Genomic DNA, 22,481 nt, shown 5'->3' with positions numbered 1-22,481 from the left:
ACTCCCAGAAACAGAAGGGCAGGGCGCAGTGACCGGCCACCTCAGAGTCGAACGCTCCGACCAGAACCGATGGACCCCGTGGGACTCCGACCCCGTGGCGTCCGACGGAACAGGACCCTTGCGTGTCTACTGCCTGCCGCACGCTGGGGGTTCCGCCGGTTCCTATCTGGCGTGGGCCCGGTCTCAGGACGTGCCCGGGCTGCGGTTCGTGCCGGTGGAGCTGCCCGGCCGGGGCACCCGCCTCGCCGAGCCCCTGCTCACCTCCATGGACGAAGTGGTGGAAGGGGTCCTCTCGGTACTGGAGAACCGGCCGAGGCAGGAGAGCTTCATGTTCTTCGGGCACAGCATGGGCGCCCAGATCTCCTACGAGACCACGCGCCGGCTGGCCGAGGCCGGCCAGCCCCTGCCGCGGGCCCTGGTGGTGTCCGGCTGCCGGCCGCCCGGCGCGCCCGTCGCGGCTCCCCTGCACGAGCGTAGCGACGACCAGCTGATGGAGGGAATCCTCGAACTCGGTGGTACACCGGCCGAGATACTCGAACACCGGGACCTGCTGAACATGCTGCTGCCGGTGATGCGCGCCGATCTCGGCCTGCTGGCCCGGTACATGGAGGGGGCGCGGCCGACCGTCCTGCCGTGCCCGGTCATGGCGTTCGGTGGCAGGGACGACCGGCTGGTGGGCCCGGAGTGGATCACCGGATGGCGGTCGATGACGGCCGGCGGGTTTCGTCACCGGATCTTCCCCGGTGACCACTTCTTCCTGCACAACCAGGTGGCGGAGTTGATGGCTGAGATCGCGGCCACTGCCCGGGAGCAGGCAGGCGTGACCGGCGGCTGAGGCGGTCGCCCCCGCCCGGGCCCCTCGCGGAGGTCCGGACGGGCAAGGCCGTCCCCGTACGTGCGGGTACCGGTGACGGGCGTCGTGCAGCGTGCCACGCTCATCGCGTGTCCAGCCGTGCCAGCTCAGCGGCGACGACCCGGCCGATGAGGTCGACCGGTCCGGGCTCGACCAGCTCCAGATGCTCTGCGTCGACCGGATGATCCACCACGGGCCCGGTGACGTAGGGACCCCACAGCTCCGCGGCCGTCGCGCGCGCCACCCGGCCGACCCTCCTGGCCTCGGCCGTCGCGGTGAAGGTGAGCAGCCCGCCGTCGTACACGCGGGGCAGCCAACGGACCATCAGCTCACCGTGGTAGCGACAGGTGTCGATCATGGCCGCCAGCGCCGCGGGGTCGATGGGCGCCGAGGCGCCCATCGCCGGGGCGAGGCGCCGCTGCAGCTCCTCCGGCTCCGGCACCAGGGTGCCCGCGGCCACGGCCACGATCTCCTCCTCCGGTGCGCCCACCGCGTCGAGCAGCGCCCGCAGGACGTCGGCTTCGGTGACCTGCCCGGTGTGCGGCCGGTCGTGCGCGGTGGGCGGGATGCTGTCCATCATCGCGACCAGCTCGACGGTCTCGCCGCGCTCCCTGAGCCGGACCGCCATCTCGTGCACGAGCACGCCGCCGAACGACCAGCCGAGCAGCCGGTAGGGGCCGCGCGGCTGCACGTCGAGGATGCGTGTCACGTACTCGGCGGCCAGTCCGCCCATGGTGTCGGGACGCGCCCGTCCGCCCGCCGGGCCGACGCCCTGGAGCGCGTACACGGGCTGGTCCGGGCCGAGGGCGCGCAGCAGTCCCACGTAGCCGAAGCCGTCGCCCACCACGGGGTGGACGCAGAACAGCGGCGGGCGGCTGCCGTGCGTGCGCAGCGGCAGCACCGGTTCCCACGCCGGAGGGCCACCGGCGAGGTCGGCCCTGAGGCCGGGCTCGGCGGCGATCCGGTTCGCCAGCGCGCTGGGTGACGGGCTGTCGAAGAGGGTGCGGATGGGCAGGTCCACACCGAGTTCGGCGCGAATCCGTTCGACGAGCCGGACCATCATCAGCGAGTGGCCGCCGAGCAGGAAGAAGTCGTCGTCCGGCCCTGCCCCGGGCAGGTCGAGGACCTCGGCGAACAGTGCGGTGAGGGACTTCTCCAGGGGCGTCGCCGGCTCCCGCGACGCCGTCGCCTCGGCGGTGGCCGCGGCGGGCTCGGGCAGCGCGGCGCGGTCCAGCTTGCCGTTGGGCGTCACAGGAAGCCGGTCGAGGGTCACATACCCGGTGGGCACCATGTACTCGGGCAGCCGATGGCGCAGGTGCTCGCGGAGATCCTCGGTGGTGGGGGCGGGGCCGTCCGTGAAAGGCACCACGTAGGCCACGATCCGGGCCGAGCTGTGCCGGTCCTCGCGGATCACGACGACCCCCGCGGCGACTGCCGGGTGCTCACCGAGCGCGGCCTCGATCTCGCCGAGTTCGATACGGAAGCCCCGGACCTTGACCTGGCCGTCGACCCGGCCCAGGTACTCCACCGCTCCGTCCGGGCGCCGGCGGGCGAGGTCGCCCGTGCGGTACATGCGGGAGCCCGGAGGGCCGTACGGGTTCGCGACGAACCGCTCCGCGGTCAGCGCGGGGCGGCCCAGATAGCCGTCCGCCAGCTGCACGCCGTCGAGATACAGCTCGCCCACCAGCCCGGGCGGGACCAGTTGCAGTTCGGCGTCAAGGATGTGGACGCGGGTGTTCCACACGGGTCGTCCGATGGGTATCGGACGGCCGTCGTCGTCCTCCGGTCGGCAGGTCCAGGCGGTGACCTCGATCGCCGCCTCGGTCGGTCCGTACTGGTTGACGAGCCGGACGCCCGGCAGGACTTGGTGGAACCTGCGCGCGGTGGCCGTCGTCAGGGCCTCACCGGCGACGATGACCAGGCGCAGCGAGACGCAGAGGGCGGCATCGGGGTGCTGCAGGAAGGCGTCCAGCATGGAGGGGACGAACTGGGCGACCGTGATGCGCTCCCGGCGGATCAGCTCGGCAAGGTACGCAGGATCCCGGTGTCCCTCCGGCCGGGCCACCACCAGGGTGGCCCCGGTGGTGAGCGGCCAGAAGACCTCCCAGACCGACACGTCGAAGCTGGACGGCGTCTTGTGGAGCACCCGGTCGTCCGCCGTGAGCAGGTACTGGGCCTGGCCCCAGCGCAGCCGGTTGGTCACGGCCCGGTGCGGAACGACGACTCCCTTGGGGCGGCCGGTCGATCCCGACGTGTAGATCACGTATGCGGGGTCGATGGGCTCCGGCGCCACAAGGCTCGTCCCCCCGGCCGGGGCCGGGGCGTCCGGGGTGAGAAGGCACACTCCCTCGGGCATGCGCAGCGCCGCGGCCTCGTCCGGCGTGGCGATCACGGCCGTCGGCCGGGCGTCCTTCAGCATGAAGGCCAGCCGCTCGGCGGGGTAGTCCGGGTCCAGGGGCACATAGGCGGCGCCCGCCCGGTGCACGGCGCACAGCGCCGCGACCAGTTCGACCGAGCGGGGTACGGCGACGGCGACGATGGCACCGGGGCCCACGCCCTGTGCGGCAAGCCTCCCGGCGAGTGTCCCGACCAGGCCGTCGAGCTCGGCGAAGGTCACCGCGCGGCCCTCGTACACGACGGCGGTGGCCTCCGGCGTACGTGCCGTCTGCTCGGCGACGGCGTCGGCGAGCGTGCTGGGCGACAGCTCCTTGCGCGTGTCGTTCCACTCTTCGAGCAGGAGCCGGCGCTCGTCGTCCGAGAGGAGCACGATCCGGCCGACGCGCTGGTCCGGGTCGGCCGCCGCGGCGGCCAGTAGCCGCGAGAGCCGGTCGGCGACGCCCGTCACCGTCGCCTCGTCGAACAGGTCGGTCCGGTACTCGACGGTGCCGGTGATCGGGCCTTCGCCGCCGTCCTCGGCCCGCTCGGCGGCCAGCATCAGCGTCAGGTCGAACTTGGCGGGCGCCAGCCCGGCTGTCAGCCGCTCGACCGTGACGCCGGGGATGTCCATGGCGACGTCGGTGCCTTGGTCCACGACGAGGGCGATCTGGAACAGCGGGTGGCGTCCGGGTTGGCGCTCCGGGTTGGCCAGATCCACCAACTGCTCGAAGGGCAGGTCCTGGTGTGCGTACGCAGCGACGTCGGTGTCCCGCACCCGGTTCAGCAGTTCCCGGAATGTCGGGTCGCCCTCGGTGCTGGTGCGCAGGACCAGGGTGTTGACGAAGAAGCCGACCAGGTCGTCCAAGCCTTCGTCGGTGCGGCCGGCGACCGGGGTGCCCAGCGGGATGTCTGTTCCGGCGCCGAGCCGGGTGAGCAGCGCGGCCAGACCCGCCTGTACGGCCATGAAGAGGCTGGCGCCGCTCTCGCGGGCGAGCGACGCCAGGGCCCGGTGAGTCCGCGCGTCGATGTGGACCGGGACGGTGCGGCCCTCATGGCCGGTCTCAGGGGTGCGCCGCCGGTCCACCGGGAGCGGAATCTCGTCCGGCAGGCCCTCCAGCGCCTTGCTCCAGTAGTTCCACTGTTCGGCCGCGAGACTGCCCGGGGTGCGGGTGTCCCCGAGCAGTTGGTGCTGCCAGAGGGTGTAGTCGGCGTACTGGACCGGAAGAGCGGCCCAGTCGGGCGAACGGCCCTCCGTGCGACCCCGGTACGCCGCGCCCAGGTCGGCGGCGAGCGGCCCGAGCGACCAGCCGTCGCAAGCGATGTGATGGATCGTCAGCAGCAGAATGTGGCGACCCGGACCCAGCAGGTACAGCCGGGCACGCAGAGGCGGCCGCGTGGCCAGGTCGAACGGCGTGGCGGCTGCGGCGCGCAGCTCCGCCTCCAGGGCCTCCCCCTCGGCGTGATCCGGGTCCAGGAGAACGATGTCCAGGAGGGAGGGCAGCTCGTGTGGGGTGAGGACGCGCTGGTGGGGCACCCCCTCGCGATCGGGGAAGACGGTGCGCAGCGCCTCGTGCCGGACGACGACGTCGTTCAGCGCGGCCCCGAGGGCACCGATGTCCAGCGGGCCGTCGAGCCGGAGCGGCAGCGGGATGTGGTAAGCGGCGCTGTCGGTCTCCAGCCGCTGCAGGAACCACAGGCGTCGCTGGGCGTGCGAGAGGGGAATCTCGGCGGGGTGCTCCACCGGGGACAACGCGGGGCGCCGGCGGCCGGTGCCTAGGAGCCGGGCCAGGCCGGCGGGGGTGCGTGCCTCGAAGACCGCCCGGATCGCCAGTTCCGCGCCGGTGACCGTGCGGACCCGGCTGATCAGGCGCATGGCCAGCAGCGAGTGGCCGCCCAGCTGGAAGAAGTCGTCGTCCGGTCCGACCTCGGGCACCCTGAGCACGTCGGCGTACAGCTCGCACAGTGCGGCTTCCTCGGCGTTGGCCGGGGCACGTCCCTGGATGTCCGCCACGCGCAGATCCGGTTCTGGCAGGGCCCGCCGGTCCAGTTTTCCACTGCTCGTCAGCGGGAGCCGGTCGAGGTGCGCGAAGGCCGCCGGGAGCATGTACTCGGGGAGGTGGCCGGCCAGGTGTTCCCGGAGCTCCGCCGCGCCGGGGAGGGATTCGGCGGCCGGTACGAGGTAGGCCGCGAGATACCGGTCCTCGGTACCCTCTCCGCGGACCACGACGGCCGCCTGCGCGATGCCGGGGTGCCGGGTGAGAACGGCCTCGATCTCGCCGGGTTCGATCCGGAAGCCGCGGATCTTCACCTGCTCGTCGGCCCGGCCGAGGTACTCCACCTGCCCGTCGCGCCGCAGTCGAGCGAGGTCGCCGGTGCGGTACATGCGGGAGCCGGGAGGGCCGTACGGGTCGGCGACGAACCGCTCGGCGGTCAGTGCCGGGCTGCCCAGGTAGCCGCGAGCAAGCTGGGGCCCTGCCAGGTAGAGCTCGCCGGGAACGCCCAGGGGCGCGGGGCGCAGCCGGTCGTCCAGGACGTAGGCGCGGGTGTTGTCGACGGGCCGTCCGATGACCGGGGTGTCGCAGGCGCCGAGTTCACAGGCGAGCGCGTCGACGGTGAACTCGGTGGGACCGTAGTAGTTGTGGACCGTGGTGCCGGGGACGTCGACGAGCCGGGTCCACAGCTCGGGTCCGACCGCTTCCCCGCCCAGCATGATGACCGCCGGACGGTGGTGGTCGCCCTCGTCGAGAAGGCCGGCGGTCAGCAGCGCCTCCATGTAGGTGGGGGTCAGGTCGAGAAAGTCGACCCGCTCGCGGCGCACATGGGCTACCAGCGTCTCGGGGTCGAGCCGCACTTCGTCGGCGAATAGGTGAACGCAGTGCCCTTCGAGCAGCCAGAAGAAGGGATCCCAGGCGGTGTCGAAGGTGATGGAGGCCACCAGGCCGACGTTCACGCGCCGGCCGTCCGGCGCGTGCCGCCGCACCAGACGGGTGCGGTGGTGCTGCGCGAGGTTGGCGAGCGCGCCGTGTTCGATGACCACGCCCTTGGGGGCTCCGGTCGATCCGGAGGTGTGTATGACGTAGGCCGGGTCGGACGGGCCGGTGGGCCCGTTGCGGTCGGCGTCCGTCAGGTTGGCCGCCGGGTGTGCCGAGACACGCTCCCGCTCGCGGGGGTCGTCCAGCGGCAGCACGGCGGTGCCTTCGGGCAGTCGGCCGGCGCCGCCCGCGGTGGTGAGCACACACACCGGCCGGGTGTTCGCCACGATGGTGGCGAGCCGCTCGGCGGGCGTGTCCGGGGTGACGGGGACGACCGAGGCCCCGGACTTGAGGACCGCGAGGAGGGCAACGACCAGGTCGGCATCGCGGTCCAGCATGAGCAGTACATGGCGCTCGGGTGCCGCGCCGCGCCGGACCAGTTCGCGCGCCAGCCGGTTCGCCCCGGCGTTGAGCTCGCCGAAGGTGAGCCGTGTGTCCCCCGCCACCAGGGCGAGAGCGTCCGAGTCCACGGCGGCCCGCTCCTCCAAGGCCTCGTGGAAGAGGGGGGCGGGCCACGGCAGTTCGGTGCCCCGCCACAGGGCGGGCAACCCGTCCCGCTCCTCGCCGGTGAGCAGGTCGATGTCGCCGATCCGCTGGTCGGGGTCACGTACGACGGTCTCCAGCAGCAGCGTGAGCCGCTTCATCAGCTGCTCGGCGCCGGCCCGTTCGAACAGGTCGCCGCTGTACTCGATGAAGCAGGTCAGTCCGGCCGGGCCGCCCTCGGCGTCCTTGCGCTCCATGACGTTGAAGGACAGGTCAAACTTGGCGCCGCCGGGGTCGGCCGGGACGACCTCGCACGTCACGCCGGGCAGTGCCAGGGCCGCTTCGGGGAGGTTCTGGAAGGCCAGCATGACCTGGAACAGTGGGTGCCAGGCCAGCGAACGCGGCGGGTTCAGGGCGGTGATCAGCCGCTCGATGGGCATGTCCTGGTGGGTGAAGCCCTGGAGGTCGGTGCGCCGGACGCGCTTGAGCAGCTCGCGGAACGTCGGGTCGCCGGACGTGTCCATCCGCAGCACCAGCGGATTGACGAAGTAGCCAACCACGTCGTCGTACCGGGAGTCGCTGCGCCCGGCGGTCGGGCTGGCAATGGGGATGTCCGTGCCGGCACCCGACCTGGTCAGGACGGTGGCGAGCGCCGCCTGCATCACCATGAAGAGGCTGACCCGGCAGGAGCGGGCGAGTGCCAGCAGTTCGCCGTGGAGATCGGTGAAGAACTCCCACGGGAAGTAGTCGCCCTGGTGGGACATGACGGCGGGGCGCGGCCGGTCGGTGGGCAGCTCCAGACAGTCCGGTATCCCGGCCAGCGCCTCCTGCCAGTAGGCGAGCTGCCGGCTGATGCCGCTGTCGGGGTCTTCGAGGCTGCCGAGGCTCTCGTGCTGGCTCAGCGCGTATTCGGCGAAGTCGGCCGGCAGCGGCGTCCAGAGGGGTTCGCGGCCCTGGCTGCGTACCATGTAGGCCGTACTCAGGTCGTGCGCAAGCGGCGCCATCGACCAGCCGTCGCCCGCGATGTGGTGCTGGACCATCAGCGCCAGGTGGTCCTCGGGGCCGAGCACGAAGACCCGCAGGCGCAGCGGCGGCTCCGACGCCAGATCGAAGCACTCGCGGCAGCCGGCCGCGATGAGCGACGGCAGGTCGGCTTCCGTCGCGGTCGCGACCGTGAAGGGGACAGGGACGTCGTCCGGGTCCAGGACACGCTGGAACGGCGTACCGTCGCGCTCCGGGAAGACCGTGCGCAGGGTCGCGTGGCGCCTCATGACGTCGGCCAGTGCGGCTCGAAGCGCGTCGATGTCGAGTGGGCCCGTCAGACGCAGCGCCACCGGCATGTTGTAGGAGGCGTCACCATCTTGGAGCCGGTCGTTGAACCACAGCGCGAGTTGCGCGTAGGACAGCGGGATCTCGCCCGCCAGACTGCTTTCGCCCAGCACTTCTTGTTGTCCCTTCCCCCATGTCCGCGACCGCCCCTGGGGGCGGTCCGCGTCACGCCTTGCTTGATGTGTGAACGCTGCCGGGGGATCGGCCCGGTTCCGGCTTCTGTGTCCCGTCGACGTGTGCCGGCGCGCCGGGGCATTCGGTACTCCCCCGTGCCGTGACGTCAGCCGGCGGTCCAGTGGTAGGTCACGTCGGGCTCCTTCTCCTCATTGCGGCTGCCGTCGTTGAACTCCCCGGCAGTGAAGCCGTGGCGCTCGTAGAAGGCCCGCGCCGCCTCGTTGCGCTGGAAGACGTGGAGCGAGACCTCGCGCGGGCCGGACTCCTTGACCGCCGCGAGGAGCGTCGAGCCGATGCCCCGGCGCTGTACGTCCGGACGCAGGTACAGATGGTCCAGTACGGTGCCGTCGAGGGCGGCGAAGCCGACGATCTCACCGGAGTCGGCCGTCTCGGCCACCCATACGGTGCTGCCGGGCAGGACGACCGCCTCGATCCAGGCCTGGGTCTGCTCGTCGCTGTACAGCCGCGGCAGGTAGGGCATGGCCTCGGTCCGCGACGCCAGGAACACCGCGGTGATCTCGCCGGCGTGCGCGGGCTCCGCCAGGCGCAGCCGCACGCCGGACGTGTTGACAGGTCCCTCGGCACTGTTCTGATTCGACGTCATGATGGTCGCTCTTTCTGGAGGTGAGCTCAGAGTGTGTAGGTACGGCTCGCGAAGGACATTCCCGCCGCGTCGGCGTCCCAGGTGAGCTCCGCGGGACGCGGTCGGTCCATGACCTGCTCGGGGAGACCGGCGTCCTCCGTCATGGCCAGCAACCGGACGGGCTTGTCGCCCCGCACGGTGAGCGTCAGCTGATAGCCCTCGACCGGCGGGGCGGCGAAGACGAGCCCCCACTTCCACGGTGATCCGGCATGTGGGCGGTTGACGCCCCCGGACAGGCTGCCCGCGTCCGCGGGGCCACCGGTTACCTTGGCGCCAACGACCTCGGTGACCGAGGTGTCCACGTACAGGGCCAGCAGCACGGGCGTGCCGGACTCAGGCCGGACGGACAGTCTCAGTGTCCGGGTGTCGCCGGTGCGTCTGTCGGAGAGGGTGCGCACGGCCGGGCGGGAGCCCGGCGCAATCGGAGCCTCACCGGCGAGGAGGCCCCCGGGCGGCGCGGCGAGGGCGGGCGACCAGGCCTCCAGACCGGTGTCGCGCCGGCCACCGGTGTAGTGGGTGACCCAGGGGTCGGGATCGGCGTCCTCGGACACCCAGTAGGCCCGCTTCTGGTCCACGTCCATTGCGTACATCAGGCTGATCGGCCGCGGATGCTCGGCGTCGGTTCCGTCGATGGCCGCGTTCACGCCCACCAGCGTGGCGCCCACCAGCGCCGCGGCCAGGCCGATGGCGAGGGTGTGCCGGAGCCGCACCGCCCGGACCGCGTCGGTCAGTGGCGATAGCAGGACGGCGGCGGCCACGGCGGCCAGGGCCAGCGGAACCGCGGCCGATGCCAGCCCGAGGGCCGGGAACAGCAGGGCGACCAGAGGCACCATCAGCACCACGGCCGGCAGTGCCGGCGCTGCCAGGGCCACCGTCCGCCACGGGACCCGCTCGGCAAGCCGGGCGGCGACCGCCACACCGGCCGCCCCACCGAGAGCGATCCAGGTGAACACATAGGCGGCACCGGGTAGCAGGACGGCGGAGAGCAGGCTCACCAGCGCCGGCCAGACCAGCGCTCCGGCGGTCGTCTCCAGCGCCGTGGCCCGCTTTCCGGCCCACGCGATCCACAGCCAAGTGACCGCAGCGGTGAGCAGCAGCAGGCCGGCGACCGCCGTACCCGTACGATACGGATCACCCCCGTGAAACAGCCCGTAGGACGGCCGGACGAGCAGCAGGACCTGCCAGGCAGCCCAGCCCAGCGCGGCCGCGGCCACCAGGGGAAGGGGGAAGGTCAGCGCCGCGAACGCGGCGGGCCGGACGCGCAGGGCCTGGCGGCGCCGGGCATACCACACGGATGCCGCCAGGGCGGCCAGGGTGGCCACCGCCAGGGGCAGCACCGCGCCGAGCGGATAACGGACGATCAAGGGGCCGACGTTGAACCACGTCGCCTCTGGTGCCTCGGCCACCCGCTTCAGGTCCATGGCCGCCAGATCGCGGGTGGCCGACAGCGCGGTGTCCCCCATATCCTGCAGGCTGCCGGGGTCGACGTGGTCGATGTCGTCCTCGGGGCCGTGGTAGCGGGCGCTGCCGCCGATCACCGCGAAGTTCAGCCCCGTCAGGCCGGCGTCACGGAAGTGCGTGAAGTCTGTCTCGTGCGGCAGGAGCCGGTAGACCTCGTCCGAGAGGGACGTGGCCACGGGCGGGGTGTCGCTCAACGCGGCCACCACCGCCGAGCTATGCGCGCCGGTCTCGAACATGACGACGCGGCCGCTGGTTCCGCGGGCGTCGAGGTTGACCACGACGTCCCGGCCGCGGTCGGCCTTCGGAAGGTCGCGTACGAAGGCCCTCGCCCCGAGCTGCCCGATCTCCTCGGCGTCGGTGAAGAGCAACACCACGTCGTTCCGCGGTTGTGCTCCCTGCTTGAGGACGCGGGCGATCTCCAGCAGGGAGGCCACGCCTAGCCCGTCGTCGGAGGCGCCGGGTCCGGTGACGACCGAGTCGGTGTGCGCGACAAGCATTACCCGGCCTGTGGACGACCGCCCCGAGATCGTGGCAATGATGTTGTGGACGCGGCCCGCCAGGTGGGAGGCCGTCCGCCGGGGAAGCACTTCGGTCGACTCGCGCTGCTCGGAGGTCAGTCCGAGGCTCGTCAGCCGGTCGGTCACATACGACCGCACCTCTGCTGCCTGCGGTGAGCCGGAAGCGTGCCCGGAGCGGGCCATCCGCTCGATGTGTTCCTCGGCCCGCAGTGCCGAAAAGGCGGTCGGTGCGGCATCCGCCGCCACTGGATCCGGTGTGACGCGCACCAGGTATCCGCAAGCAAGCACGGCCAGACACAGCAACAGAACACTGAACAGCGCGGGTAAGCGCAACCTCAATGGAACCCCCGGTCTGACGAAGCGCTCTGGTGGCAGCTTGATCACCGATGCAACTTAGCAGCAACGTTCTTAAGGAATAAAGGGGTTCACAAACAGGTCGGCGATGCGCTTGTATGGGCTGATGCGACCAGGTTGACGCGACCGCGCCCCGGTTGCGATTGCACTTCCAAAAGGGGGGAAACAAGCGGTGAACATCCCCGCTGTCCATTTTCGGGATGTCGTGAAGAGCTTCGGCTCCACAACTGCGGTGAATGGATTGGACCTCGAGGTTCCCGCTGGAATGTTCTTCGGTCTGCTCGGCCCGAACGGCGCGGGGAAGTCCACGACCATGCGTCTGATCACCGGGCAGAGCCGCGCCACCAGCGGCACGGTGGAGGTACTGGGTCACAGCATGCCGGCGGAGTCCCGCCGGGTACGTTCCCTCCTAGGCGTCGTCCCCCAACAGGACGATCTCGACACAGAATTGACGGTCCGCCAGAACCTTGAGGTGTTCGCCCGCTTCAGCGCTCTCCCTTCCCGTCGGTGCCGGGACGCGGTGGATCAGGCACTGTCCTCGGTCCGCCTCACCGACCGGGCCGACAGCCGGGTCGAGGCGCTGTCTGGTGGCATGCGCCGGCGGCTGCTGCTCGCCCGGGGCATCATCACGGCCCCTCGGCTGCTGCTGCTCGACGAACCGACAGTCGGTCTGGATCCGCAGATCCGTCAGGACCTGTGGGGTGTGATCGAGACGCTGCGCGCGGCCGGTACGACGGTGCTGATGTCTACGCACTACATCGAGGAGGCCGAGCGCCTGGCAGACGAGGTCGCCGTGGTCTTCGCCGGACGGCTGATCGCCAGGGACACGCCGCAACACCTCCTGCGCATCCATGCGGGAGCGCAGGCCGCCGAGTACCGCGGCGACGCGGCCCACCGCACGCTGGTCGAGGAGAGCGCGGCCCGCGCGGGTCTGCCGAGCCGCCGCACCGGACTCTCGGTCTCGATCCTGCGGGCCGAGACCATGCCGACGGACCTGCGCGAGGTGCTGGGACCGCCCGACGTCCTGCGTCCGACCACGCTTGAGGACGTGTTCGTCGCCCTGACCGGCGAGCTGTTCGTCTGACCGACCACCGGCACCATGCCGCTCGCCACATCAGAAGGGACCCCACGCCATGACGAGGGCCGTACCGGCACGCCCCGTGGAGACGCCGACGAGCACATCCGTGGACAGTGACGCCGTGGCACCTACGCTCTGGCCGACCCTGCGCGCGGTGTGGTTGAGGGAACTGCTGCTCTTCCGGCGTTATTGGCCCGCCATCACCTTCGGTTCGCTGGTGGAGCCCCTCGTCTACATGGCCGGCTTCGGCCTCGGCTTCAGCCGGCTGGTCGACTCGGCCGACGGGCGGCCGTACGTGCAGTTCCTGGGGGTCGGCATGGTCGTGACCTCCGTGCTCTTCGCCTCCGCCTTCGCGGGCATGTTCGAGAGCTTCAACCGGCGTTGCTACCAGCACCTCTACGACGCGGTGCTCAGCCGGCCGGTGGACGTGTGGGAGCTCGTCACGGCGGAGGCCTCGTGGATCGCGGTCAAGTCGTCCCTATACAGCTCCGTACCGCTGCTGGTCACCCTCACCGTCGGTCTCCCCGCGGGCCCCGGGCTGCTTCTCGTACCCCTTGTCAGCCTGCTTTCGGGCTTGGCCTTCGCGCTGTGCGGAATGTGGGTCTCCACGCTGGTGCCGGCGATCGACTGGCTGCGGCTGGTCGTGTCGGGCGTCCTCACGCCGCTGGTCATGGCGGCCGGTGTGTTCTTTCCGCTGGAAGGGCTGCCCGGCTGGGTCCACACGATCGCGGGCATCAACCCGATCTACCACTGCATGCAGCTGGTGCGCAATGCCGCGTTCGGCACCCTCGACTCGGGCGACTGGCTACACGCCTTGGTGCTCGTCGTGTTCACGGCGGCCACGTGGTTCCTCGCCGTGAAGGGCATGCGCCGTCGGCTCCTCGACTGACTCCCGCGCGGCCTTTTCGGCCTTCTTCGACCCTCGACCAGCAACAGGAGCTCATGGTGACCAACCCCTTCGAGAACACGGACCGTTCCTACCTCGTCCTGCGCAACGACCGTGCCGAGTACTCCCTATGGCCTGTGGGTATCGCGGTACCCGACGGCTGGAACACCATTCACGACGAGGACTCCCGCGACGCGTGCCTGGCCTACATCGAGACGCACGCGGCCTGAGCCCTGATCGACGTGCAGTCTGGCCTCGGCCGCACCAGGGGCCGAGGCCATGGTGTTGGCCTCGACCCGCAGGGCCTTGCGGACCGCACCGGACAGTCGCCCGAGCGGCGCCCTGCGGGGGACGGGCGGCGGGAGGCGTCCCGCCCTGTACTGCTCCAACGCCTGCCGCCGGCTCGCCTTCCAGCACCGCCCCCGCTCGACGAGTGGTGTGCAGGGCGGCCTCGGCCCGAATGGGGTCGAGCCGCCGGGCGGTTCTTCGACACGCTTCATTCCGCCTCGGCGATCTTGCGGGCCTTCGCCTTGTCGTACGACAGCCCGGTGCGGTGCCGCACTCATGTCCGCTGCCGCTCGATGTGCGGCCAGTCGGCGGTGCACTCCAGCAGCATCGACTCGAGGGGAAGAACCATGACTGCACCTCCTGCTGCTCCGCTCCGGGGTCCGTGCGAGGCCGTCTCGAAGTTCAACGCTGCGTAGTCAGCACCAAGTCAGCACGGGATAGGTGATCAGGGGTGCTGACATGCGGTTTCAGGTCAGCACCAAACCAGCACGGGAGTCAGCACCAGGGTGCTGAACCATGCCGGACAAAGCAACTCGGACAGGCGTCTGTCGGCCTTCAACACGGTCCTCGAAGCAGTCTCGACATGCCTGTCATGGTGGCCCCGCGCACACCCGGCCCGAGAACTATGGTGTCCCGCCACATGTGCCTCTGACCTGCCCATTCCTACGGTGTGGCGACACGAAACCGTCCCCGCCAACGTCCGGAAGTGGTGTTCATGGCTGCCTCGGCATCCGCCCCGCCGACCACCCGCTCACTCAAGCGCATCGTCGCCGCGAGCCTCATCGGCACCACCATCGAGTGGTACGACAACTCATCCGATCAGCGCTACGACCTGCTGTTTTCCCGCCACTGACCCGCCGAAGTCAGCACCGGAGATTCTCGTGCTGGGTGAGGGATCGAGAAAAGTACGCTCAAGCCGGTTCGGAACTCGGCCACAGACCCTGAAGAAGGTCACTCACCGTAGCAAGCTCACCCAGTCAGACGCCGAACCGTGCTTGGACGACAACATGGAGCAGGCCCCTACTCGGCGACCAGGCTTGGGCCCCACCGTCTACACGCGATCCGCCCGCCCCGAGCCGTGGAGACGCATATGTTCTTGACATAACTCGCGCATGTCGAGCCGAGACACGATCCAGTACGCCCCCGACGCGGGTCTCCTCATGATCCCGGGCGATCCGGCGAAGGACTTCGCTCCGGGCTTCGCGGTCTTCGACGACTCCGTCCCCGCTCTGCGCGCGTTCGTCCTGGGCTAGCTGCGGAAGGAAAACGTCAGGCCGGCACCGCCCAAGGCGAAGTGCGATGCCGTCCTACCCGTACGCGTTGGTCTCGTCCCCCGGCCCGACAACGACTACGACACGCGGGCTGTGTCGGTCGCCGCCCCGCCCCACCACGGCGGGTCCGTTCTCGACCGGCACATGGGCTATCTCTACAGCAGCGCGCTGCACGTCACGAGCGAGAGCATCCGCGATCTCACCGAGGAGGCCGGGACGCCCGTCGGCTGCCACGGATGGATAGAGCTCCACGACCTCGAAGCCGATGGCCGCTTCTACGACGACGAGGACGACGACGGAGATAGCGAGGACGAGGACGAGGACGACGCGGACTGGGAACCCAGCCGCCACGAGCTGGTGTCGTGGACGGAGCAGAAGGCCTTCGGGTATGCGGTCGGTTCCGTACGGGTCCTGCTGCCCGAGCGTCAGACCGTGCGCGCCCTCGTGGACTCGTACCTGGCCGCTCGTCGGCAAGAGGCCGACCGGTGCACGGAGAAGGAGCCGGCCCCGACCGGTGTCGAGCAGGGCCTGCGCCGGGCGCTCGCCGAGCGGCTCGCCATCCGGCTACGGACCGGTCTGAGCCATCGCGCCGCCGGCGGGGCCTGGGGCCGGGAGACCGAGCGTGACCGCGCGCGGCAGCGCCGGGACGCCGAGGCACGACCGCTCCTGCGCGCCTGGGAGACATACCAGAGCTCGCCACACCGTTTCCGTGACCTGCGTGCCGTCACCCGGTCCGTCTTCCACCACACCCGAATCCTCGTCCTGGACGGGTCCGGCGTGGAGGTCGGGCAGTACCACCAGCCGGACGGCCCGCTCACCCTGGTCGACGAGCGGGTGCGCGCCGAGGCACTCGACGCGCTGCGCGCGCACGGGTGCGCTCGCGCACGAGTCCGGCCTCCTTCAGGCGCACGAGTGCCAGATCGAGAAGACAGTCGGCGCGGTCGTCCTGGGTGAGGCGCTCGCGGAAGTCGGCCAGCACGCTGTGGTGGATGCCGGGAAATCGATCCGCCGCTGGTGGCACGGCCAGGACCACGCTGCTTACCCGCAGGCGACACGACTGCTGATCACCGCCGACGCGGGCGGCTCCAACGGCTACCGCGCCCGGGCCTGGAAACTCGAACTCGCCCAGCTCGCCGCCGAAACCAGGCTGACCATCACCGTGTGTCACCTGCCGCCCGGCACACAATGCCGTTGCTTGACTACTGAACTATCGAGGGCTGCAAGGTGATGACCTTGGCAGTGACACGTCGCGTCGGGCGCCGGTCCCGGGTGTTGATCCGGTAGGAGAGCTTCGAGGAGTACTTCGAGTCCGGACGCTTCAGGTGCCGGTCCGCCTCGCGCGGGCGCCTGACGCCGTTGTCGAGTTTCCGATACACCTTCGCCGCCAGCGCAACCAGGAACTCTTTGATCTTCGTGGGCGTGTCCGCGCACTGGCGGACCACACTGCGTCGCGCGTGCTTGAGGACCTTGACGAAGGAGATCCGGTCCGGATCGATTCCGTTGTCGTCGGCCAGAGCGATGATGACCTGGGTGAGGCAGTGGTGTACGACCAGATGTGCCCAGACTTCCGGACGCACCAGATCCGGGTCGCCCGAGCGCAGGACCTCAGCCGGCCCGCGCTGGAAGGTCTTGATCTGTCGGAACGCCGACTCCGCCTCCCATCTCGCGTGGTAAAGCCCTGCCAACTCCGCCGCCGGAAAGGCAATGGGGTCCGACAGATCGGTCAACAGCCTGACCACCTCGCCGCCGTCGACGCGGTACTCGATTACCCGGACCAGCACCCCACCGGGGTGCGCGCCCTTCTGCCCGGCCAGGTTCATCCTCGCCAGGTAGGTGCCATCTGGCAGGTGCTCGACCGGACACGCCGCGACACTTGAACGCGCCCGGATCAGCAGATGGGCCCCGGCCCCGGCGTATGCCTTCCACAGCGCCACCCCGGGAAAGCCCCGGTCCATGATGACCAGCATCCCGGCGGCCGAGCCGGCCATTTTGATCGCCAACTCCGGCTCGCCACCGCTGAATCCGCCCACCGCCGCGTCGATCTGCGCGTGCGTGCCGCACTCGGTCAGCGTCACCACCCGCGCCTGTGGGAACCCCGCGGGCCGGCCGTTCTTGACCGGCCCGCCGAACGCGGCCCGGTTGACCGTCGTATCCGGCGCATCCAGCACGAACCCGTCCACCGCAGCCAGCCGCATCCCACGGTAGAAGGCGCTCTCCAAACTGACAGGAGCCAACGGGCCGGCCAGCTCACGGAACATGGTTTCCAAGACCAGAGGCCCCAGACGCCTGCGCGCACGCGTGAAGGACGACTTGTTGCGGATGCTCTCGCTCAACTCCAGCATGCTGCCCACCAGTTGCTCCGCCACGTCGTCGTAGGAGTCCTGCTGGAACAGGGCCAGGGCGAGCGTGAAGTAGACCATGAACCCGGCCGGCAGTGCGCCGGACTTCTTGTCTCGAACCCCGCATTTCTCCAGCACTTCGGCGACGAGCTCCGGGGGCACCCATCGGGTCACCACCCCCAACCGCACATGATCAGATATCCCCACCCACGGATGCATGCCGGGTCCAACGACCGTGCTTCCTCAACGTCACCGGGAACTGCTTGCCACACTCAAGCAACGGCATTGGGTGGCGGCCTGGAGATGAGTGTCGCCTTCCGCAGAGGCGCTTGGTGTCTCTTTCACTTGCCCTTTGAAAGGTGCGAACATGTCGAGCATCACAGCACTTTCGTGGGATCAGAGCGCCGCGCCGAGGGGGATCCTCGCCACGTCGTCCCATGTGATCGTTTTAGCTTGAGCGTCCACGGTGACATCGACAAGATGCACCGCGTCGATGTGCTTGGGTCGTGACCCGGCCGCACCTCGTTGCGCAGCTTCCTCTGGACTCGATCGGAGTCGCACTCGTCGGCCGCGTACCCGATGGTGAGATATGGGACCTTGCTGGGGTAGCCCGTCGCGTGGGGTCCGCGTGCGGCTTGAATGGCGGCCCGGGCGGTGCGGTGGAGGTCGTTGAGGGGTTCATTGGGGTGGACGTCGGCGATGACTCCGCTGCGTACGACTCAAGCGATCCGATCACGATGTCGAATGGCTCGACGTCCGCGAGGCGCTTACCCAACTCCGCCACCAGGACGTCGCGTTCGGCCGGAGAGATGCCTGCTCCCACACGGTCGGTGACCTGATCGACGTGATGTGAAGCCAGGCGTCCTCCACGCAGGTGATCGGAAACTCCCGCAAGACCGCCCGCCCCCGGGTGTAGGCCCGCATTTGGATTGCCCCGTTCCATCGTGGCGATCTGGGTCTTCCCAACCGTCTCATTCGAGGGACACGACACTTCTGTCTCACGATCTTGGCCCTCCCGTGCCGCTCTCGGTCTCCTCGGGGGCAGCGCCTATGACTGCCACCAAGTCTGCCAGGAACGGCTCCAGGCCTCGGAACTGCTCGACGTGCACCGGGTATCCGACCCCGGTACGCGGCAGGGGCTACCCCTTTTCTTCTTTTCCGCCCGGATGGAGAGGCCCTTTGCGTACTCGTCCCAGGCTTCCTCCACCATGTCCGCGAACTTGAGTGGCTCGGCCCGGGTGATGAGGGCAGCCTCGTGCATGGCGGGTGCCGGTACAGGGAGGCAATCGCGCTCGATGGGGACGGTCACGGGCCCTTCGGGCAGTCGAACGAGGACCATGCCCGCTTGGCCGTTTTCGCCGACGCGGCGTGTGCCACCCTGATTGGATGTGTTGGGATGGCGGGTGGGAACTCCTGAGATGCGCTGGGCGTCACGTCAGGGGACAGGCGAGCGCGGGGGTGGGGGCGTTTGGGAATGGTACGGGGCGCGGGGATCGGAGCCTTGGCGGTGACCGGGGCTGCGGTGGCGACTCTACTGGGGCTCGCGGCGAATCAGGCTTCGTCCGAGGAGAGTTGGCCTGGACCGCTGAACGTGCTGAGGGAGCATCCATGGTCGGCCAGCGGCGGGTTGACGGTGGTCGGAGTTGTGCTGAGCCTGCTGTTGCAGCGTTTCGCAAGCGGACAGCGTGTGGCCGATCCGCCGCCTCCTTCCGCGTCGTCTGTGCCTGCATGGATCGTGGCACGCGCCGAGGCGGTCGATGTGATCACGGCCCTGCGTGCTCGTCAGAGGGGCACGGTCGGTATCACGACCGCCTTGGAGGGAGCGGGAGGCTTCGGCAAGACGACGCTGGCTGAGGTGGCCTGCGCGGACCGCAAGGTGCGGCGGAGGTTTCGCGGGCGTGTTTTCGTTGTGACGGTCGGGCGAGAGGTGCGTGGCCGGGCCGCGCTCGCCGCGAAGATCGCCGAGGCGACCCGGTTCGTTACCGGAGACACCACGACCTTCGAGGATCCGGCCCTGGCAGGAGCTCATCTCGGCCGGCTCATGGACCAACGCCCGCGCACCTTACTGGTGTTGGACGATGTATGGGAGCGCGAGCAACTGGAGCCGTTTCTGTACGGTGGGCGGAACTGCGTACGCCTCGTCACCACACGCGTCCCCAAGATCCTTCCCACCGGAGCCGCCCGTGTGCGCGTCGATGCGATGTCCCGTGAGCAGGCCCGCGAGGTCCTGACCTGGAGCTTGCCACCCCTGCCACGGCCAACCGTCGAACAGATCCTCACGGTGACCGGTCGCTGGCCTCTGCTCCTGCGCCTGGCCAACCGCCTCATCGCCGCGGACATCGCGACCGGCGCGGATCCGAGCGCCGCGACGCGCAGCGTACTCGACCGGCTGCGGACATACGGCCCGGTGGGTGTCGACCCGTCGACGCCGTTGGATCTGGACGATCCGAGTCAGCGGCGCAAGGCCGTCCAGGCTACCGTCGAGGCCGCCACCCGTCTGTTGTCGGCCGATGACGCGCGGCGCTTCACCGAACTGGGCATCTTCGCCGAGGACGAGGCCATCCCGATTCCGCTGGTGGCGCGCCTGTGGCAAGCGACGGGCAACCACACGGAGGGCGGAGCCCGCGAGCTGATCCGCACCCTGGCGAACCTGTCGCTGCTCACCCTCCGTCCCGAGGAAGGAGGCTTCGTCTCACTGCACGACGTGATCCGCGACTACCTTCGCCGCGAGCTGGGACCAGACCAGCTCGAGGCCGTGAACGCCCAGTTGGTGGACGCGGTAGCAGGTGGGCTGCAGTCGGCGACCGCGCCCGGCCCCGACGCGCAAGGCCCCGAAGTGAGCTGGTGGGACACGTCGTACGGGTACGCACTCGACCACCTGATCAGCCATCTGCTCGCTGCCGGCCGCGTGGATGCTGCCTCGGCGGTCGCCTGCGATCTGCGCTGGATCGAGACCCGCCTGTACCAACGCGGCCCCTCGGCGCCATGGAGCGACCTGGCTCAACTCCCCTCTCGGGAGGTCGGGTTGCGCGCTCGTGATTTGTCGCGTGCGGCGCATCTCCTGACGCCCACCGACCCGCGCCACGCCCTGGCGGATGTGCTCTACAGTCGGCTGGGGCCGCTGCCCGCCTGGCATGACCAGGTTGCCGCACGCCTGCGGGACCGTAACACCCTTGCTCTCGTTGACCGATGGGACCCGCCCGACCTCGTCGATCCCGCTCTGCGCGGCTCGCTGATCCACTCGAGCCCGGTGACCGCCGTGGCTGTCGCGCCGGACGACAGCTGGCTCGTCGGCGGTTGTGCCGACGGGACCCTCAAGGTGTGGGACACGGAGACGTGGAGTTGCGTCGACACGGTGCGGGCCCACGCGGGGGCGGTGACGGCCATGGCTGTGGCAGGGGACGGATCATGGCTGGTCACCGGCAGCGCTGACCATATGGCCAAAGTGTGGGACAGGGACTCGTGGACGTGCGTCGGCACCCTTGTCGGGCACACGGACGTGGTGACCGCCGTGGCCGTCGCCCCGGACGGAATGCTCCTGGTTACCGGCAGTGCGGACAAGACGGGCAGGATGTGGGATCCGGCCGCTTCGGCCTGTCTGGCGACGCTGCGATACCACACCCGGGCCGTGAGGGGCATCGTCTTCGCCCCGGACGGGACGCAGTTCATCACCAGCAGCGAGGATTATGCGGTGCAGCGGTGGGACGTTGCCACCGCCAGGCATACCTTGTCTGTGGCCTACGGCAGCGGTCCGATGGCGGCGATGCCAGGCGGGGAAGCACTCCTCGTGGCTCGGTATCAGGGGATGGAGGTCGTGCCGGACCCGTTCGAGGCAACGTTCTTCCATCCCTCAGCGGTGAGATCCATCGGCGAGACCCGCTCTGTGAAGGCGATTGCCGTCTCCGACGACGGGAACCTCATCGCAACGACCGGAGCCGACGAAACGGCGACGCTCTGGCACATCGAAGGCCATCACCTGGCTACCGTCACGGGTCATGCGGGCGCGGTGAACGGCACGGTAATCTCGCACGACGGTTCATGGTTCGCGACCGCCGGTAACGACGAGACGATCAAAATCTGGGACACGGCGCCCCAGATGCATCAGGAGCCTCGGCGGAACGCAGAAGCGCCGAGCGGAAGTCAATCCGCCTTCGCGGTCACCGCTCAGCGGGCGGCCATCACACCGGACGGCGGGCGACTCGTCACACTGCACACCGGAAAACTCCGGTTCTGGACGCCACACGCTCAGTCCGTGACGGGGTTGGAGATCAGCCAAGAGTTGCAAGTCTATGGCCGCGACGACGACGAGCCCGTCCTCGGGCTGTCCCCGGACGGCGCCTTCATCGCCGTGTGCGACGACGGACGGCGGCCCGCACTGGCCAACGCCACTTCGTATGCGGACCTCTTCGACGCGGCAGGGACCAGGCACGGCCGATTCCCACGCTACGAAGTCACCATCACCGCCCTGGCCGTCACCCCGAATGGCTCGCTGGTCATGGGCGATATGAAGGGTTCGGTGACGTTCTGGGAGCCCGGCGACAACCCTGGCGCCGAGCACACTCGCCACGGACACACCGGGCGCGTGACTGCGGCAACAGCGGCGCCCGACGGTTCCTGGATCGCGACTGGCGGCCAGGACAAAAAAGTCAGGCTGTGGGATATGACGACCCGCCGTCCGACCACACTGACCGGCCACACCGGCGAGGTGACAGCCATCGCTGTCGCACCGGACGGCACATGGCTCGCCACAGGGAGCGAGGACGCGACGACGAGAATTTGGGAGAGCGCCACCGGCTCTCATATGGGCTTGCTCAACGGGCATTCTGGACGCGTGACTTCAGCGGCTATCTCACCGGACGGAAGCTGGATCGCCGTCGTGAGCGCGTCGCGGACACTGCAGATCTGGGAGCGTGCATCGAGCGAGATCGTGGCCCTCATCCGCACGGAGGCCGCCCTACTTGACTGTGCCTGGACAGGAAACGGGCACGACCTGATCGCCTGCAGCTCACGTGGTCTGCACGGCTACCGTTTCCTGCCCAGCGCGACGACGCAGACTCCGGCCCCGTAGGTCGTCCGACTCGGCTGCTCCACTGTTGCGTCGCTTGTGGTGGGACAGTGAATCCACCCCAGTTCTACCCCACGCCCCTGTGGCGCGCCCTCGACAAAGGCACTACCTGATGGCCCGACCCGAGATCCTGAACGAGGACCGCCGCAGTACGCCACAGCACCGAGTGCGCGAAGACATCCACGCCCATCGTCGGCCATGGCCGGTTCTCGTCGATCTGCCCGCCCGTACGACGAAGTCTCGTCGAGCGCCGACCACACATGACATGCCCACTCCCGAGCAGCAAAAACGGGGAGCGAAGCCCCCGACCAGTTGAGACATCTCCACGATC

At 69.7% G+C, this 22,481-nt stretch carries 12 protein-coding genes and 1 pseudogene; 9 read left to right on the top strand and 4 right to left on the bottom strand.

Annotated elements, in window-relative coordinates; translation table 11 throughout:
- Positions 1–118 precede the first annotated feature (118 nt).
- On the top strand, positions 119–835 hold the full coding sequence (locus OG953_RS38255) for a thioesterase II family protein (RefSeq protein WP_405690188.1): 717 nt from the start codon (positions 119–121) through the stop codon (positions 833–835).
- 100 nt (positions 836–935) lie between these two features.
- Here OG953_RS38255 and OG953_RS38250 read toward each other — a convergent pair whose 3' ends face one another.
- From OG953_RS38250 to OG953_RS38240, 3 genes are all read right to left on the bottom strand, one after another.
- Entirely contained in the window at positions 936–8,186 is a 7,251-nt protein-coding gene (locus tag OG953_RS38250; RefSeq protein WP_405690184.1) for an amino acid adenylation domain-containing protein, read from the bottom strand.
- Positions 8,187–8,353: 167 nt separating this feature from the next.
- Entirely contained in the window at positions 8,354–8,851 is a 498-nt protein-coding gene (locus OG953_RS38245; protein WP_405690182.1) for a GNAT family N-acetyltransferase, read from the bottom strand.
- A 26-nt stretch (positions 8,852–8,877) separates the two neighbouring features.
- Positions 8,878–11,136: a M20/M25/M40 family metallo-hydrolase gene (locus OG953_RS38240; protein ID WP_405690180.1), complete on the bottom strand. Its 2,259-nt coding sequence runs from the start codon at positions 11,134–11,136 to the stop codon at positions 8,878–8,880.
- A 328-nt stretch (positions 11,137–11,464) separates the two neighbouring features.
- Between OG953_RS38240 and OG953_RS38235 the strand changes: the two genes are divergently transcribed.
- The 7 genes and pseudogenes from OG953_RS38235 to OG953_RS38205 form a co-directional block, all read left to right on the top strand.
- Positions 11,465–12,307 (top strand): ABC transporter ATP-binding protein, encoded by an 843-nt coding sequence (locus OG953_RS38235; protein WP_405690178.1) that lies wholly within the window; start codon positions 11,465–11,467, stop codon positions 12,305–12,307.
- 115 nt (positions 12,308–12,422) lie between these two features.
- Positions 12,423–13,190, top strand: a complete 768-nt coding sequence (locus tag OG953_RS38230; protein ID WP_405690176.1) for an ABC transporter permease — start codon at positions 12,423–12,425, stop codon at positions 13,188–13,190.
- A 53-nt stretch (positions 13,191–13,243) separates the two neighbouring features.
- A complete protein-coding gene (locus tag OG953_RS38225; protein WP_405690174.1) occupies positions 13,244–13,417 on the top strand; it encodes an MbtH family protein in 174 nt (57 codons plus the stop codon).
- Positions 13,418–14,190: 773 nt separating this feature from the next.
- On the top strand, positions 14,191–14,328 hold the full coding sequence (locus OG953_RS38220; protein ID WP_405692490.1) for a hypothetical protein: 138 nt from the start codon (positions 14,191–14,193) through the stop codon (positions 14,326–14,328).
- Between the two features lie 259 nt (positions 14,329–14,587).
- Positions 14,588–14,728, top strand: coding sequence for a hypothetical protein (locus OG953_RS38215; RefSeq protein ID WP_405690171.1), 141 nt, complete (start codon positions 14,588–14,590; stop codon positions 14,726–14,728).
- A gap of 111 nt (positions 14,729–14,839) precedes the next feature.
- Entirely contained in the window at positions 14,840–15,700 is an 861-nt protein-coding gene (locus OG953_RS38210) for a hypothetical protein (protein ID WP_405690169.1), read from the top strand.
- Between the two features lie 37 nt (positions 15,701–15,737).
- A pseudogene (locus OG953_RS38205) lies at positions 15,738–15,929 on the top strand (ISAzo13-like element transposase-related protein); the annotation flags it as partial.
- Positions 15,930–15,945: 16 nt separating this feature from the next.
- Here OG953_RS38205 and OG953_RS38200 read toward each other — a convergent pair.
- Complete coding sequence (locus OG953_RS38200; protein WP_405690167.1) at positions 15,946–17,292, bottom strand: IS4 family transposase; 1,347 nt, start codon at positions 17,290–17,292, stop codon at positions 15,946–15,948.
- A gap of 1,513 nt (positions 17,293–18,805) precedes the next feature.
- Here OG953_RS38200 and OG953_RS38195 point away from each other — a divergent pair.
- Positions 18,806–22,153 carry an NB-ARC domain-containing protein gene (locus tag OG953_RS38195; protein WP_405690165.1) on the top strand — a complete coding sequence of 1,116 codons (3,348 nt, stop codon included), beginning with the start codon at positions 18,806–18,808 and terminating at the stop codon, positions 22,151–22,153.
- Positions 22,154–22,481 lie beyond the last annotated feature (328 nt).

Source organism: Streptomyces sp. NBC_00057, from assembly GCF_045041165.1.
Classification (GTDB): domain Bacteria; phylum Actinomycetota; class Actinomycetes; order Streptomycetales; family Streptomycetaceae; genus Streptomyces.
The sequence above is the reverse complement of the archived record's forward strand: the minus strand, read 5'-3'. Positions and strand labels throughout refer to the sequence as shown.

What these genes read in the sequence shown, in the direction of transcription:
- OG953_RS38245 (WP_405690182.1), bottom strand. Translation starts at nt 8,851, where the DNA reads ATGACGTCGAATCAGAACAGTGCCGAGGGACCTGTCAACACGTCCGGC.
- OG953_RS38225 (WP_405690174.1), top strand. Translation starts at nt 13,244, where the DNA reads ATGGTGACCAACCCCTTCGAGAACACGGACCGTTCCTACCTCGTCCTG.
- OG953_RS38220 (WP_405692490.1), top strand. Translation starts at nt 14,191, where the DNA reads ATGGCTGCCTCGGCATCCGCCCCGCCGACCACCCGCTCACTCAAGCGC.
- OG953_RS38215 (WP_405690171.1), top strand. Translation starts at nt 14,588, where the DNA reads ATGTCGAGCCGAGACACGATCCAGTACGCCCCCGACGCGGGTCTCCTC.